The organism is Tenebrionibacter intestinalis (assembly GCF_016632365.1).
Lineage (GTDB): Bacteria > Pseudomonadota > Gammaproteobacteria > Enterobacterales > Enterobacteriaceae > Tenebrionibacter > Tenebrionibacter intestinalis.
In genome coordinates, this window is the sequence record NZ_JAEPBH010000003.1 from 106486 (window position 1) to 119746 (window position 13261).

Below are 13261 nucleotides of genomic sequence, written 5' to 3' on the forward strand. Positions count from 1 at the left end.
TTCCTTATTCACCGGAGGTTGCCGCATGATAGCAGCGTGGCGCAAAATTTCACCGTCGATGACGCAGTTTCACTTTCTTACGCCCGGCGTTTGAGGCACGCTTTCCTGACCTTCGCGTTCGCGCAGGAGTCGGGGAAATTTCAGTAATTATCGCCGCTGGCTCTGGATTCTGCGCGTTTGCTGCCGCACAATGAGCGCTTACTTTGCCCCCATGCAGGGCAAAGAACGCCACACCTGCAGGAGAGAAAAATGTCGTCACTCAGTAAAGAAGCAGCCCTGGTTCATGAGGCGCTGGTTGCGCGCGGTCTTGAAACGCCGCTGCGCCCGCCGCTTATTGAAATGGATAATGAAACCCGCAAGCATCGCATTGCCGCCCATATGACGGAAATTATGCAACTGCTGAATCTCGATCTGAACGACGATAGCCTGATGGAGACGCCGCACCGCATTGCGAAAATGTACGTTGACGAAATCTTCTCCGGCCTTGATTACGGCAACTTTCCTAAAATCACCGTCATTGAGAACAAAATGAAGGTGGACGAAATGGTGACGGTGCGCGATATCACGCTGACCAGCACCTGTGAGCACCATTTCGTCACTATCGACGGAAAGGCTACCGTGGCGTATATCCCGAAAGATTCAGTCATAGGGCTGTCAAAAATCAACCGGATTGTGCAGTTTTTCGCCAGCCGTCCGCAGGTGCAGGAGCGGCTGACACAGCAGATACTCATTGCGCTGCAAACGCTGCTTGGCACCAATAATGTGGCGGTTTCAATTGATGCTGTTCATTATTGCGTGAAGGCGCGCGGGATTCGCGATGCCACCAGCGCCACTACTACCACTTCGCTGGGCGGCCTGTTCAAATCAAGCCAGAATACGCGCCAGGAGTTTTTGCGCGCCGTTCGCCACCACAGTTAAACCACCGTTGGGCAGGAGCGCATGGAGAGAAACGTTACACTGGATTTTATTCGCGGTACTGCGATTCTCGGTATCCTGCTTTTAAATATTTTCGCCTTCGGCCTGCCGAAGGCGGCTTACCTCAATCCTGCCTGGTATGGGAGCCCCACGCTGCGTGACGCCTTAACCTGGGCGTTGCTTGACCTGGTTGCGCAGGTTAAATTCCTCACCCTCTTTGCGCTGCTGTTCGGCGCAGGCCTGCAAATGCTGCTTAAGCGCGGAAAACGCTGGATTCAGGTGCGCCTGAGCCTGCTGGCGCTGTTGGGTTTTTTGCATGCGCTGCTGCTGTGGGAGGGCGATATCCTGCTGGCCTATGGGCTGGTGGGCCTGATTTGCTGGCGCATGGTGCGCGATGCTCACGATATTAAACAGCTCTTTAATACCGGCGTGCTGCTGTATCTTGTGGGCGTCGGTATGCTGGTGTTGCTGGGGCTGATTCAGGGTGACGGCACCAGCCGCGCCTGGACGCCGGATGCCTCTGAGGTTCAACTTGAGCAGCTCTGGCGGCATGGCGGCGGAGCTGCGGCAATGCAGGCGCGGTTGTCCATGCTCGCTGATAGCCTTATGGCGCTGGGGGTGCAGTACGGCTGGCAGCTAGCGGGTATGATGCTGCTTGGCGCGGCGCTGATGCGCAGCGGCTGGCTACAGGGGCGTTACAGCCAGCGTCACTACCGGCGCAGCGGCTGGCTGTTGGTGGCGTTGGGTTTCGCCATTAATCTTCCCGCTGTCGCCGCCCAGTGGTGGTTGCAATGGGACTATCGCTGGTGCGCATTTTTGCTCCAGGCGCCGCGTGAGGTGAGCGCGCCGTTCCAGGCGACAGGCTACGCGGCGCTGGCGTTCGGTTACTGGCCGGCGCTGGCGCGTCTGAGGCTGGCAACCGCAGTAGTCTGCGTAGGCCGCATGGCGCTGACGAATTATTTGCTGCAAACGCTTATCTGCACCACGCTGTTCTGGCGTATCGGTCTGTTTATGCAGTACGACCGCCCGACGCTGTTGATCTTTGTCCCCGTTGTGTGGACGATAAACCTCCTTTTTTCCACGCTGTGGCTCAGGCGGTTTCGCCAGGGGCCGGTGGAATGGCTGTGGCGCCGCCTGACGTCGCGTTTTGTTTTGTAATGTGATACTCCCGATTTAAATTGCATCCGTTCACACTGTTGCTGTGGCCGTTTTCATCGGCGCTATGCGTTTTACGCGGCCTTGCGGCTCACGGCCAGAATAGCCGCCTTATGCGGGGTGGCGCGAGATGGGCGCAACCGGCAGCGGGGGATTGTAGATGGCCTCGTGCGTGAGGTTGCATAATCGGCAAGCGTATTGTTTAGCTTTAGCGCGGTGAGCGGGATAATTATCTTTACGGTTGTTAACTATGGCCCGATCGCTATCGCTGTGAAACTTCAGCAGAGGGCAGTGGGGCAGTTGACGGCAGGTAAAGCGCGTTAACGCAAATTATGTTAATAATGGCGTATCGGCACAGCCTTCATTAGTTCGAATAGAGAAGTTATTGCTGATTGCATGTGTTTTTGCCCGGGGTAGCGGCACTGGCGTGGTTTACCGGCGTACTGCCTTTCAGGGCGCAGCCTGCGCCCCGGTGACTTTCTTCTCCAGCCTCTTTTGCAATTCCAGAAGCTGCTCTGGCGTTACCGCCGGATAACCCTGGGTATTTTCCGGAACCGCGTTATGCGCCGGAATAGGCACCAGCGGGCCGAGGAAACGTGGTTCACGCTTGAAAACATACAAATCGGCCAGCGCGCCGAGGCGGGCGCCAAACTCACGCAGGCGCACCGTTAGCATATTTTTCGGTGACGGCACCGCGTAACACTGGGCCTGGATGCCCATATGCAGCGCGATAAACAGCGCACGCTCGCAGTGAAATCGTTGAGTGATGATGATGAAATCATTAGTATCAAAGACTTTGCGGGTACGCACTATCGAGTCCAGCGTGCGAAAACCTGCGTAATCGAGCACGATATCGGCAGGATTAACGCCTGCGGCAATCAGATCGCGGCGCATCGTTCTCGGCTCATTATAGCTCTGTTGCGCGTTGTCGCCGCTTAGCAGTAAATAATCCACCTTGCCGCTGTTATAGGCGTTAATCGCCCCCTGAATGCGATAACGATAGTACTGATTAATCGCCCCGGCGCGATAATACTTGGCGGTGCCGAGCACCACGCCCACCTGCCGCCAGGGTAAGTCCTGAATTTCATCGTAAACGTAGGGCGCGGTTTTCCAGCTCATCCAGCGGTCAAGCGCCAGCGCTGATAACAGCATCAGGCCGATAATTATCAGCAGGCTGTAGAACAGACGCTTCAACATGGCTTCTCAGGCTCGGCAATAGAAAAAATTTTCACCCAAGGCTACTTTATCCACCGAAGCCACGCAACCGTACGCCGCGTAAATGCGGCAAATTTCGCCGTTTCGCCAGTCAGCCGGCGGCCTTAGTTCAGCAGCACGCGATCGATGCTGCGGCAGTTAAGCGAGCGTAGCACCGCGACGCTCGTTTCCCACTGGGTGAGGGGGGCATCCGGGCGTTCAGCCAGCAGCGCGCGCAAAATATCCTGGCTTTCGTAGCCGCTCAGGTAGGCCAGATTTAGCGCGGCCTGCAGCGGCGGCAGCGACGGATTATAGGCGGCGTTTTCAGCATAGCTGCCGCTGAAGATTGTACCGTCTTTCATTTCCAGCGCCATGCCGGACGGCGCGTTACTGTAGGGGGCGTGGCTGCGGTTTGCGGCGGCGATGGCGGCCTGGGTTAGCGTATCGCCCTGTAGGGTGAAGCGGTGGCATTCTTCATCCAGCAGGCGCGTTTTGATGTTCAAATCGCCCGGGCCAAAGGCATCCGGCAAATAATCGCCAAGCGTGGATGGCGGCCGGCCGGGCAGGTTGATGAGTAGCCGGGTGCCGCTGTTAAGTTCGTTCATAAACTGACGGCAGTGGCCGCACGGTGTGTAGTTGACAGTAATAGCGGTCAGTTGTTTTTCGCCGCGTAGCCAGGCATGGCTTACGGCGCTCTGCTCGGCATGAAGCGTTTGCTGGAGCGTGGTGCCGGGGAATTCCATATTCGCGCCGAAATAGAGGTTGCCGCTCACGCCACGGGCGATGGCCCCCACCTGAAAACGGGAGATAGACGGGCGGGCGCAGGCGGCGGCAAGCGGGAGCAGGGAAAAGGTAAGCGTGGCCTCGTCCATACCGGTCTGCTGCCTGAGCGATACCCCTTCTGCGGCGCTTAGCATTGCGGGAAAAGCGTTAACGCTAAGCAACGGGCGCAGCGCAGCTTGTAGGCTTGCGGGAAGTTGTGCAAAGACGTTCTGAAAACGTGGATGCATGGCGGGCCTCAAATCGGTTTACGGGAGCACCAATTGACAGTGCGAACAGAGCGTAATTTGTGATTAATATAACATTTTGTATGTAATAAATGTATTTTATTGCATTTTTATGAGGTGTGGGTCTGATTTACGCCGCCAGCGCCATGATGAGCGGGAACAGTAATGGCGCCAGCAGCGAGGTAATAATGCCGCAGATAACCAGCGCCAGCGATCCAAACGCTCCTTCCTGATAATCCAGTTCCGCGCAGCGTGCGGTTCCCAGGGCGTGGGATGCAGTGCCCATCGCCAGCCCGCGGGAGGCTTTTGTGCGGATACGCATAATATTCAGCAGGCTGTGGCCTGTCACCGCGCCAAGTATGCCAACGTAAATAACGCATACAGCGCTGATAGCCGGGATGCCGCCGATACTACCGCTTACCGCCATCGCAATTGGCGTGGTGACGGATTTGGGCATGACGGATGCGGCAATTTGCGGTGTGGCGCCCAGCAGCAACGCAAGCGTTGTGCCAGTTAACATCGCCAGAAGGCTACCGATAAGGCAAATGATAATGATGGATTTCCAGCGTGCGCGAATCTGGTGAAGCTGTTCGTAAAGCGGAAAGGCAAGGGCGACCACGGCGGGCTGCAACAGATCGTTAAGCGCTTTGCTGCCGCTAAAATAGCGCTCATAGCTGATGCCGCTAAAGACCAGTAGCGGAATAATCACCGCCATTGATACCAGCAGCGGATTGAGTAGAGGGGTTTTCAGCCAGCCGCCAAGGCGACGCGCAGCGAAGAAAACAACCAGCGTTAAAGGCAGCGACCACCCGATATTTTCAATCATTCCTCTTAACCTCGCTTTGCCCAGCAATGCTGCGCTCGCCATGCACCCGGTGGGAGAGAAAGCTCACCGCAGCGAGCACCACCAGCGTACTGACAGTGCAGGAAACCACAAGCGGGCCAAACTGCGCGCTTAGCAGATCGTAATACTTCATTACACCAACGCCAACCGGCACAAAAAGGAGCGCCATATAGCGGATAAGAAGGTGGCAACCGGGCTTAACCCATTGCGCTGGCAGAATTTGTAGCGACAGCAGTAAAAAGAGAAGCAGCATGCCGATAATACTGCCGGGTATGGTGACAGGCAGTATTGCAGCAAGGCCGGTACCGGCATATAAGCAGGCGTAAATCACTAAAAAAGCCCGTATATAGTGCCAGACAAGGAGCAATAGTTTGCGCATAGCGTTTATCCTCTGGGAAACGCATTTATCATACAATTAAAGCGGATACTGTGCTACCGATCGCAACATGAAATAACAGCATCATTGCGATTACTCTTATGACTGTAGCGGGAAATAGTATCGCTGGGCAGTTAAATCGCCGCGAGTAAAGCTTGCCCTCTCAGGCGCCCGCGTAAGGATAAAAAAATCGCCGCAGGCGTTGGCTTACGGCGCTTTATCCGGCTGACAAGAGACGTTAACATAGCGCCTCTTTTTTTAACGGATGTGGCGAATGCGCGTATTACTGGCGCCGATGGAAGGGGTACTCGATCCTTTGGTGCGCGAACTGCTAAGTGAAGTAAACGATTACGATGTGTGTATTACCGAGTTTTTGCGCGTGGTGGATAAGCTGCTGCCTGAAAAATCCTTCTATCGGCTCTGCCCGGAATTGCATAACCAGAGCCGCACGCCGTCCGGTACGCCGGTGCGTATCCAGTTGCTGGGCCAGCACCCAGGCTGGCTGGCGGAAAATGCCGCCCGCGCTGTGGCGCTTGGTTCCTGGGGCGTGGATCTTAACTGCGGCTGCCCGTCTAAGGTGGTTAACGGCAGCGGCGGCGGCGCCACGTTGCTCAAAGATCCGGCGCTCATTTATCAGGGCGTGAAGGCAATGCGTGCCGCCGTGCCTGCCCATTTGCCGGTAACGGTGAAAGTACGCCTTGGCTGGGATAGCTGCACGCGCTGTTTTGAAATTGCCGATGCGGCGCAGCAGGCAGGGGCGAGCGAGCTGGTTGTCCATGGCCGTACTAAAGAAGACGGCTATCGCCCCGAGTGTATTAACTGGGCTGCGATTGGCGAGATCCGCGCCCGGCTGGCTATACCGGTTATTGCTAATGGAGAAATCCGTGACTGGCGCAGCGGGCAGGCGTGCCTGGCCGCAACAGGCTGTGATGCGCTGATGATTGGCCGCGGCGCGCTCAGTGTGCCGAACCTGAGTCGGGTGGTGAAGTATAACGAACCGCCGATGCCGTGGCGCGAGGTTATTAGCCTGTTGCAAAAGTACACGCGCCTTGAAAAACAGGGCGATACCGGTTTGTATCATCTGGCGCGCATCAAGCAGTGGCTGGGTTACTTACGTAAAGCCTATTCAGAAGCCAGCGATCTGTTTGCGCAGGTGCGCGCCTGTCAAACCTCCTGCGCAGTGGCGCAGAGGATTGCCCGCGCGGGATGACGGGCGAGTTTTATCCGATGCGCCGTAATCCCCATTCTTTAGGGAAGAAAAGTTGTCAAGTTTATCGTGACGACAGCGGCAACGGCACGCTGGCGCGCACGCGCAAGAAAAGCTTTAACTGGTATCGTGACGTCATTGCCAGCAACGGCGCGAATCTGAAAAGGTAAGGCGCTTGTCTCGCCGTTCAGGCGGGCATCAGACGATAGCGCCTGCTTATCGGCCCGAACGGTTTTCTTTGCTGTTATGGCGCGCGCGTCGCTTCAGCCAGTAGCGCGCCGCCGCTACCAGCGCAACGGCCAGCGCCAGCCAGATAAGCTGCTTAATGTGTTTATCCACGCTGTGCAGCCACGGCGCAATCAGCTCACCGCCTGCATAGCCCAGCGTGGAAAAAAGCGTTGCCCAGAGGATGGCGCCCAGTATATTGAGCGGCAAAAAAATCCCCGGCGGCAGCCGGCTGGCGCCAATCAAAACTGGCCCAACAATACGAAAACCGTACATAAAACGGACACCTATGACAAACAGCCACGGGTGGCGGTTAATCATTTTGCGCGCGCGGGCAATGTGCTTTTGATGGCGGGTAAAGCGTTTGAGCAGCGAGACGCCAAAGCGCTGGCCAATGAAGTAAAGAACCTGATCGCCTGTCATACCGCCCAGCGCGACAGCCGCGATAACCAGCGGGAATTTCAGTAGACCCTGATGAGCCGCCACGCCGCCGAGCAGGGTTATGGTTTCCCCTTCTGCGATGCTGCCCACGACCAGCGCGGCATATCCATAGTGTTCAATCAGGCTATTGATATCCATGGTTGATAACGTTCTCTTCAGCAGGCTATTCCCTAAGCATACATGCTGTTTGTCACAGTCACTTTACTTTGGGAGCGCCATCGAGGCTAAAAAATACGCGCCAGACCTGCTAAAAGGCAGCGGTGAATTATACTTGCTCATATGTGGGTTTTTACGCTTTTCTGCCGATGAGGAGGTTGTATGAACCATGTTTGGGGATTGTTCTCCCATCCCAACCGTGAAATGCAGGCGATTAAACGTGAAAATGAAACCGTTACTCATCACTACAGCCACCATGTGCTGTTACTTGCCGCGATACCCGTTATTTGCGCATTCATTGGTACCACGCAAATAGGCTGGAATTTTGGCGACGGGGCGGTTGTGAAGCTCTCTTTATGGACAGGGCTGGGGCTGGCAGTGCTGTTTTATGCTCTGATGCTCGGCGGCGTTGCTGTGATGGGCTACGTTATTCACTGGATGGCGCGTAACTATCCGCAAAGGCCGTCGCTGGGGCGCTGTATGGTGTTTGCCGGGTATGTGGCGACACCGCTGTTTTTGAGCGGGGTTGTCGCGCTTTATCCGCTGGTATGGTTCTGCGCGCTGGTGGGCACGCTGGCGTTGTTTTATACCGGTTATTTATTGTATGTGGGAATACCTACCTTTCTGGATATATCCCGCGATGAGGGGATAAGTTTTTCCAGCTCAACGCTTGCCATCGGCGTGCTGGTGCTGGAAGTGCTGCTGGCGTTAACCGTGATCCTTTGGGGATACGGATACCGATTATTCTAAAAACCGCTGCGGCGCTGGCTTTTTTGCAGCGCCGCAGCATTTGGTCACGTTAATCCTGTGGCAGCAGGGCCTGGCCGCAGAGTATCATGCCCGGCGACTGCTTCCATTCGTTTTCAGGTTTGCGGGGCGGAAAATATTATCATTTGAGTGAATGGATTGAGATCCGTCTATGCCGAAATTTCCTGTTTTTTTTCTTAGCCTGGCGCTGCTGTGCGCGTTGCCGCCTGCGCCCGGCGCGGCGGCGGTACAAGACGTTGCCGCAAGCGTCGCCCAACCCCAGATTGCCGCAGGCAGCGCCATGATAGTCGACCTCAGCACTCATGAGGTTTTGTATTCCAGCCACCCCGATCTTGTGCGACCCGTTGCTTCTATCAGCAAGCTGATGACCGCGTTGGTGGTGCTTGACGCGCATCAACCGCTTGATGAAAAAATAAGCGTTGATATCAGCCGCACGCCGGAAATGAAGGGGGTTTATTCGCGTGTGCGCCTGAACAGCGAAATCAGCCGCCATGACATGCTGCTACTGGCGTTGATGTCTTCGGAAAACCGCGCGGCGGCGAGCCTGGCCCATCATTATCCGGGGGGATACGACGCGTTTATCCGTGCCATGAATGCCAAAGCCCGGGCGCTGGGAATGACCCACACGCGCTTCGTGGAGCCGACGGGGTTGTCGGCGCAGAATGTCTCCACCGCCCGGGATCTGATTAAATTGCTGATGGCCACCAGACAGTATCCGCTTCTCGGCCAGCTCAGCACGACGCGCGAAAATATGGCGACGTTCAGTAAACCGGCGTACACGCTGCCTTTTCGTAATACCAACCATCTTGTCTACCGCGACAACTGGGATATCCAGTTAACCAAAACCGGTTTTACCAACGCTGCAGGTCATTGCCTGGTGATGCGTACGGTTATTAACCAGCGTCCCGTTGCGCTGGTAGTGATGGACGCGTTTGGCAAATATACCCACTTTGCCGATGCCAGCCGCCTGCGTACCTGGCTTGAAACGGGTGAAATAAAACCCGTACCGGCCTCTGCGCTGGCTTATAAACGCGAGCGCGCAGGGCAGTTAACCGCCAGTAACGATTAATGCTTTCTGTTGACAGGCGCGTGGGCGAATGCGCGCCTGGCTTCTCTTTACACCTCACGGCGCCAAATGAAAATACGCGGTTTTGCGTTTAATTCATCTGGTGATATTATCCTGCCCCCGGTGATTATTAACCGGCTTGTAGGATTAATAAAAAGTGGAGTTAACATGGACGGTGTATTGAAGCAAATTACGGATGTTTTTAGTCCGCAAACAAAAGAAATACTTGCGACGGAACTGGGCGACAGCGCTGCAGCCTCGCTGCCGCAGCTGTGTCCGATATTAATCGCCCAGCTTTATAATTATCTCAAGAGCGGGAATTATCCTGCCGACTTTTTAAGAAAATTACATGATGTTCCGGAGTTTTCCACATCTGCTTTGAATACGCTTGTAACAGCCGGTTTGCCGCAGCTACTTTCTGCCGTATTAAATAATCGCACCAGCGAAACAATTGAAACTATCGCATCGTCGTTAAAGATCAATAAAGAGAAAGCCATTTCGCTACTGAGCGTGGCGGGCAGCATTGTACTGGGTATTGCTGGCAAGTATTTGCGTAACCGCAACGCGCAGTCCGTTTCGCTGGTCGGCTGGCTGGAATCGCAACTGCCGGAACTGCGTGCGGCGGCGCCGGCCACCCTCGGCGCAGAACCCGCCGCTGCTGCTGTTAAAACCCCGACGCCTGCGTCGCCGGTGAAGCGCCGTAAATTCTGGCCGTGGATTTTGCTGATTCTGCTGCTGTTGCTGGCGTTTTTACTGCTGCGCGCCTGCAATACCCGTGAGCAAGCGACTCCCGCCAGCGCAACGACGCCGGCTGCGGATACGACAACCAACTGGTCAATGCCGAAGATAGACCTGGGCGAATTTTTCAAAAAACGTCTGCCGAACGACGTGACGCTGGATATCCCCAAAAACGGCATTGAGAATCACCTTATTGCCCATATTGAAAGCGGCGATCCGGTCAGTAAAGATCTGTGGTTCTCCTTTGACCGCCTGGTGTTCAAAACCAACAGCGCCCAACTGGAGCCGCAGTCTGAAGAGCAGCTTAATAATATTGCCAATATCCTGCGCGCCTGGGATACCGTGAAAATTAAACTTGGCGGCTATACGGATAATACCGGCACGGATGAAATCAATATGAAATTATCCCAACAGCGCGCCGATTCCGTGCGCCTGGCGTTAATTGAGCGCGGCGTATCGCCGGATCGCATTACGGCTAAAGGTTATGGCTCTGCGCATCCGATTGTACCAAACGATACCGCTGAGAATCGCGCCCGCAACCGCCGTATCGATATTAACGTTACGGAGAAATAATTTTTCCGCGTCGGGCATAGCTCGTGATATTAAATTAGAGCGCGCTGTGCCTAATGCCGGCCATATTAAGGTTAAGCGGATGTCCGTTCACCGCAACGTCGATGACAAAAGGATCGTCATCAACGGTGAACGGACAAAGCGGGCCGCCGCAGCCTGCCTGACAAACGCCTGCGATACAGCAAAGGCATCGCCGCTTTGCGGCGCGCTCACCATCCGCTCATCACTCCTGTCTTGTTTCGCTTCAACTCCCCCGGTCGCCTTACTTTGTCTTTGTCTGCGTTTCGCGGGTTTCAGCGCCCGACAGCCGCTAAACGGTAAGCCTGCATGCGTTAAAAGCGAACAGGGATGCGGGTCAAATAAAAAGAAAAGAGGCCCGGATACGGGCCTCTCAAATTGTTGACAAAGAAGGAAAAAACGGGGTTTTTCCTTCTTTATGGTAAGCAGGTGAAAATCAATGCATTGATTTTCCTTATTTTTTACTGTATTTCGTCCATCCTGTACGCGACAGGATGGGGTTTGTCAGCAGTCTCAGAGGCCCGGTTACGGGCCTCTGCATGGCGTGCTTTTGTATTAACAGGACATAAACAGACTTATCGGTCGGGCATTACGCGTCAGGGTAATTCCGCCTGGCTTAATGCTTTTCACCGCAGCCGCATTCACCCCAATATTTAAGCTTGCTGGTTTTACCGATACCGGGGTTCATGCTGTTGGTCGGGTCGTTTGATTTATAAAACGTTTTTAACGTTTCCGGCGCTTCATAGATATGCCCGACGTTATGCTCGGCAGGATATTGCGCGCCGCGCTCGCGCAGCAGCGCCAGCATCTGCGCCTTTAGCGCATGGACATCCACGCCTTTTTTCACAATGTAGTCCTGATGGAATACGTGGCACAGAAAATGGCCGTAATAGAGTTTGTGCGCCAGCTTATCGTTGATATCGGCGGGCAGCGTTTCGTACCACTCCCGATCGTTGCGGCGCAGAGCGATATCCAGCGCCAGAATATCTTCTACTTCATCGGCATGCACCGCATGGTAGCGCACGGCGGCGCCGGCTGCGGCGAAGCGGTGCAGAAACGCTTTGGCGCCTTCCTCTGGCGTACAGGCGAAGAAATCGCCGTCGGCGTCTTTAAAGAACTCACTCAGCCACGCTTGCGCTTCGGCAATACCGTCGCCGGACATTTTCAGCAGCAGGTGATGCTCATATTTTTCGCGCCAGGCCTTCATACGCGCCGGCAGATGGGAAGGGAACAGCTTGCTGATATTTTGCATAAATCGATCGGTAAAGTGCGGCTTCACAAACGGCACGCGCTCCAGCAGCGCATCGGCGCGCCCCTTTAGCGTAAAGAAAAACGGCATTCTGTCGGTGCCGAGCTTGTCGATCATCAGGAACGTATCTTTGCTGTATCGCTCAGCAATATCATAGATATCGCGATGCATATATTCGCCTGCGATCGGTACGTTTTTGAACGTGGAGAGGATATGGCGGCGGATTTGGGTAAGCACCTGCGGCTGGTTTGTGCCGATATAAAATACCGCCTGCTCTTTTTCTGCGGGGAACGTGTCGAGTCGCACGGCAAAGACCGCGAGTTTGCCCGCGCAGCCTGACGCTTCATACAGACGTGTCGGGTCGGCGTTGTAGCGTGATGGCGTATCCGCGTCCACATCGCGCACGCGCGCTACGTAGTCATTAGCCGATGCCAGGCGCTCGTCATGGCGAATATCTTCCGGGCGCACGCGCTCGTCGTCCAGGCGGCTTAGGATCTGCTCGGGCGTGGCGCCCAGCTCAATGCCGAGATGGTTTACCAGTTGCAGTTTGCCGTTTTCGTCAATACGCGCGAATAGCGCCATTTCGGTATAGGCCGGGCCGCGCTGCACCAGCGAGCCGCCGGAATTGTTGCAGATACCGCCGATTACCGACGCGCCGATGCACGACGAGCCAATCACCGAATGCGGTTCGCGTCCCAGCGGGCGCAGCGCTTTTTCCAGGGTATAAAGCGTAGTGCCGGGGAAGGCCAGCACCTGTTCGCCGTTATCCAGAAGCTGCAGCTTGTCCAGCCGCAGCGTGCTGATAATGACTATCTCACGATCGTAATCGCGGCCGTTAGGCGTGGAGCCTTCCGTAAGGCCGGTGTTTGCCGCCTGCATCAGGATAATTTTATCGGCCTCAACGCAGGCGCTCAGCACGCGCCAGAGTTCCAGCAGGGTGCCGGGGAAAACAACCGCCAGCGCATCGCCTTCTCCGGAGCGAAAGCCGCGGCGGTAGCGTGCTGTCTTAGCCGGCTCAGTCAGAACGTGCGCCTGGCCGACAAGGCGGGAGAGCTCATTTATCAGTGCTGCACTGTTGTTATTCAAATTGCGGGACATGGTCCATTCCTTATGGTGGAAAAAGTATGCATATCGAGGGCCTGGTCCATATGGCCGGTTCATTTGTTTGCTTTTATTTCGGCCTGTCGGCGCGCCTGGCCGTGGCAGCGCTAAGCATAGCGCTGAAAAGCGCCTCAGGGGGAAGAAAATAAACGACATAACAGCCTGTTTCAATTCATCAGCGCTATAGCTTGTGGCAAACTGCGTTTCTTATTAAAGGAGTAAGCGGCCAGC

13 protein-coding genes are annotated in these 13261 nt (G+C 55.3%); 7 read left to right on the forward strand and 6 right to left on the reverse strand.

The annotated features are described in order from the left end of the window. Positions 1-249: 249 nt before the first annotated feature. Both folE and yeiB read left to right on the forward strand, forming a co-directional pair. The gene (gene folE / locus JJB97_RS02165) at positions 250-918 is read left to right on the forward strand and encodes a GTP cyclohydrolase I FolE (RefSeq protein WP_238712164.1); all 669 of its coding nucleotides are present in this window, start codon (positions 250-252) and stop codon (positions 916-918) included. Positions 919-939: 21 nt separating this feature from the next. Further along, the gene (yeiB, locus tag JJB97_RS02170) at positions 940-2073 is read left to right on the forward strand and encodes a DUF418 domain-containing protein YeiB (protein WP_238712165.1); all 1134 of its coding nucleotides are present in this window, start codon (positions 940-942) and stop codon (positions 2071-2073) included. A gap of 447 nt (positions 2074-2520) precedes the next feature. Here the strand turns inward: yeiB and sanA are convergent, their stop codons facing one another. The 4 genes from sanA to JJB97_RS02190 all read right to left on the reverse strand — a co-directional run bounded on the left by sanA (position 2521) and on the right by JJB97_RS02190 (position 5494). Then, positions 2521-3267, reverse strand: a complete 747-nt coding sequence (gene sanA, locus JJB97_RS02175; RefSeq protein ID WP_238712166.1) for an outer membrane permeability protein SanA — start codon at positions 3265-3267, stop codon at positions 2521-2523. Positions 3268-3389: 122 nt separating this feature from the next. Then, positions 3390-4274, reverse strand: a complete 885-nt coding sequence (gene cdd / locus JJB97_RS02180; RefSeq protein WP_238712167.1) for a cytidine deaminase — start codon at positions 4272-4274, stop codon at positions 3390-3392. A gap of 127 nt (positions 4275-4401) precedes the next feature. Beyond that, positions 4402-5097 carry a CidB/LrgB family autolysis modulator gene (locus tag JJB97_RS02185; protein WP_238712168.1) on the reverse strand — a complete coding sequence of 232 codons (696 nt, stop codon included), beginning with the start codon at positions 5095-5097 and terminating at the stop codon, positions 4402-4404. Then, entirely contained in the window at positions 5090-5494 is a 405-nt protein-coding gene (locus JJB97_RS02190; RefSeq protein WP_238712169.1) for a CidA/LrgA family protein, read from the reverse strand. The genes JJB97_RS02185 and JJB97_RS02190 overlap by 8 nt, the downstream gene beginning before the upstream one ends. Before the next feature lie 271 nt (positions 5495-5765). Between JJB97_RS02190 and dusC the strand changes: the two genes are divergently transcribed. Both dusC and JJB97_RS02200 read left to right on the forward strand, forming a co-directional pair. Then, entirely contained in the window at positions 5766-6701 is a 936-nt protein-coding gene (dusC, locus tag JJB97_RS02195; RefSeq protein ID WP_238712170.1) for a tRNA dihydrouridine(16) synthase DusC, read from the forward strand. Then, positions 6698-6868: a hypothetical protein gene (locus JJB97_RS02200; protein WP_238712195.1), complete on the forward strand. Its 171-nt coding sequence runs from the start codon at positions 6698-6700 to the stop codon at positions 6866-6868. The genes dusC and JJB97_RS02200 overlap by 4 nt, the downstream gene beginning before the upstream one ends. Before the next feature lie 46 nt (positions 6869-6914). Here JJB97_RS02200 and JJB97_RS02205 read toward each other — a convergent pair whose 3' ends face one another. After that, positions 6915-7502: a DedA family protein gene (locus tag JJB97_RS02205; RefSeq protein ID WP_238712171.1), complete on the reverse strand. Its 588-nt coding sequence runs from the start codon at positions 7500-7502 to the stop codon at positions 6915-6917. A gap of 180 nt (positions 7503-7682) precedes the next feature. Here JJB97_RS02205 and JJB97_RS02210 point away from each other — a divergent pair, with 180 nt between their 5' ends. From JJB97_RS02210 to JJB97_RS02220, 3 genes are all read left to right on the forward strand, one after another. Next, complete coding sequence (locus JJB97_RS02210) at positions 7683-8270, forward strand: Yip1 family protein (protein ID WP_238712172.1); 588 nt, start codon at positions 7683-7685, stop codon at positions 8268-8270. Between the two features lie 169 nt (positions 8271-8439). Further along, entirely contained in the window at positions 8440-9357 is a 918-nt protein-coding gene (pbpG, locus tag JJB97_RS02215; protein ID WP_238712173.1) for a D-alanyl-D-alanine endopeptidase, read from the forward strand. A gap of 165 nt (positions 9358-9522) precedes the next feature. Continuing rightward, complete coding sequence (locus JJB97_RS02220) at positions 9523-10665, forward strand: OmpA family protein (protein WP_238712174.1); 1143 nt, start codon at positions 9523-9525, stop codon at positions 10663-10665. Between the two features lie 631 nt (positions 10666-11296). Here the strand turns inward: JJB97_RS02220 and dld are convergent. After that, a complete protein-coding gene (gene dld / locus JJB97_RS02225; protein ID WP_238712175.1) occupies positions 11297-13027 on the reverse strand; it encodes a D-lactate dehydrogenase in 1731 nt (576 codons plus the stop codon). Positions 13028-13261: the final 234 nt, after the last annotated feature.

Coding starts and splice junctions, on each gene's coding strand:
- JJB97_RS02210 (WP_238712172.1), top strand. CDS start 7,683: ATGAACCATGTTTGGGGATTGTTCTCCCATCCCAACCGTGAAATGCAG.
- folE (WP_238712164.1), top strand. CDS start 250: ATGTCGTCACTCAGTAAAGAAGCAGCCCTGGTTCATGAGGCGCTGGTT.
- JJB97_RS02185 (WP_238712168.1), bottom strand. CDS start 5,097: ATGATTGAAAATATCGGGTGGTCGCTGCCTTTAACGCTGGTTGTTTTC.
- JJB97_RS02190 (WP_238712169.1), bottom strand. CDS start 5,494: ATGCGCAAACTATTGCTCCTTGTCTGGCACTATATACGGGCTTTTTTA.
- pbpG (WP_238712173.1), top strand. CDS start 8,440: ATGCCGAAATTTCCTGTTTTTTTTCTTAGCCTGGCGCTGCTGTGCGCG.
- cdd (WP_238712167.1), bottom strand. CDS start 4,274: ATGCATCCACGTTTTCAGAACGTCTTTGCACAACTTCCCGCAAGCCTA.
- JJB97_RS02205 (WP_238712171.1), bottom strand. CDS start 7,502: ATGGATATCAATAGCCTGATTGAACACTATGGATATGCCGCGCTGGTC.
- JJB97_RS02220 (WP_238712174.1), top strand. CDS start 9,523: ATGGACGGTGTATTGAAGCAAATTACGGATGTTTTTAGTCCGCAAACA.
- JJB97_RS02200 (WP_238712195.1), top strand. CDS start 6,698: ATGACGGGCGAGTTTTATCCGATGCGCCGTAATCCCCATTCTTTAGGG.
- dld (WP_238712175.1), bottom strand. CDS start 13,027: ATGTCCCGCAATTTGAATAACAACAGTGCAGCACTGATAAATGAGCTC.
- sanA (WP_238712166.1), bottom strand. CDS start 3,267: ATGTTGAAGCGTCTGTTCTACAGCCTGCTGATAATTATCGGCCTGATG.
- dusC (WP_238712170.1), top strand. CDS start 5,766: ATGCGCGTATTACTGGCGCCGATGGAAGGGGTACTCGATCCTTTGGTG.
- yeiB (WP_238712165.1), top strand. CDS start 940: ATGGAGAGAAACGTTACACTGGATTTTATTCGCGGTACTGCGATTCTC.